Source organism: Aureimonas sp. AU4 (genome assembly GCF_001463765.1).
GTDB lineage: Bacteria > Pseudomonadota > Alphaproteobacteria > Rhizobiales > Rhizobiaceae > Aureimonas.
The window spans coordinates 1-1476 of record NZ_BBWK01000074.1 but is presented as its reverse complement, the minus strand read 5'-3'; the positions used below and the strand labels follow the sequence as shown (position 1 = coordinate 1476).

2 protein-coding genes are annotated in these 1476 nt (G+C 66.3%); both read right to left on the bottom strand.

The window, feature by feature from the left end; genetic code table 11:
- Nucleotides 1–755 (bottom strand): phage tail length tape measure family protein (locus AUL35_RS18990; RefSeq protein WP_192847120.1); only part of this gene is annotated, 755 nt, incomplete at its 3' end.
- A 33-nt stretch (nt 756–788) separates the two neighbouring features.
- Nucleotides 789–1040 carry a hypothetical protein gene (locus AUL35_RS18985; RefSeq protein WP_062017772.1) on the bottom strand — a complete coding sequence of 84 codons (252 nt, stop codon included), beginning with the start codon at nt 1038–1040 and terminating at the stop codon, nt 789–791.
- Between the last annotated feature and the right edge of the window lie 436 nt (nt 1041–1476).

Here is a 1476-nt window from a genome sequence, read left to right as displayed (position 1 = left end):
ACGCCCGCCACGACATAGCCAGCGGCGGGAATGGCACGGGCAAACCCGGCCAGGCTCGCGCCGATCGCCGACAGCGAGCCCTTCATGCCCTGCGGACCGTCGCCCAGCACCTGCACGACCTGACCGGCTTGGGACGCGATCACCTGGAACGGCGACGCGCCCAAGGCGACCATCGTGCCGATGTCGTTCAACTGATAACCGAGGCCCTGCATCTGGTTGGCCGTCAGACGAACGTTCTGGTTCGCCGCGCCCGCGCTGTTGCCCATCTGTTTGAATCGTGTTGCGGCGCCGGCCAGAACGACGCTTCCCTGCTCGACGGTGAGGTTGCGCGCTTCGATCTGGCGAGCGACCTGTTCCTCGACCCGCAGATACGCCTGCGCGTTCCGGTAGCCGGTGTCGTAGGTCTTGCGAAGCGCTTCGGCGGCCTTCGCCTCCGACAAACGCCGGTTGTTCAGCGTCTCGGCAGCCTTCAACGCCTCCATCTGCGTCTTGCGCATCTCGGCGGCGAACGGCTTCAGGGCGCGCTCGGCCTCGCGCGCCATGGCGGCCATCTCCTTCTCGGCGGCGATGACGGGCTTCAAGCCGGCCGCGAGCGATCGGTAGTCGGTCGCCGAGAGCTCCGCCCGCATCCGCTTCAGGTACGCCGCTGCGCTATCAGCCCCCTGGCCGAACTGCTGGATGTCCTGCGCACCCTTCCGCAGACCGCTCGTGTCGGCGGTGACGGTGAGCGTGCGTTTGACCTCGCGGGCCGCCATCAGGCCTGTCCTCCGGAAGGGATCATGTCCAACTCAGGAGCGCCCGGTTCCGGCAACGTCGCTGATCAGACGCTGCGAAAGATCTCGTCGCGGGCGATGGTCGCGCATGTCGCCGGGACGGAAGACGCCGCGGAAGCTGGCACCTCGCTCGGCGAGCTTCTCGGCCGCGGCCGTGATGACGAACTCGTTGGGTGTGATGCCCGCCCGGTTGGCCGCGTCGTGCAGCGCTTCGCGAAAGTCAGGGGTGACGCGTGCGCCGCTGAGAAAGAGCTGGGCTGTGGCCATGGACGAAGACCCTCATGTCGTTGCTCGGCATATGAGGGTTGGCAACTCAGGCGGGTATTGGACACGTCCGGACATGTGTGGACATAGGACCCGCGGATAGCGGGAAGGGGTGGTTTCCCGCCTGTCCGCTTTTGCTCCTGTTGCGAGCAAAGCTGACGCAGTTCGGCTTTCTGTTGCAGACCGAACAGGTTAGGGATGGTCTTCCGCCATTTCGCTCGCTGACCGAGCCGGATCGAGAGCGAAGGCATGCCCCGGACAATTCAGCTTGAGGCCAAGGGACAGCCAGCCCCAACGATCACGATGCAGCAGCATGTGGACGATCACGACTGGGCGACGACACCTCTCGGTCCCCGGTCCCGCTGGCCGCAGAGCCTGCGCACGACCGTCGACATCATGATGGGCTCGGGCCACGCGATGTGCCTCGCCTGGGGGCCGG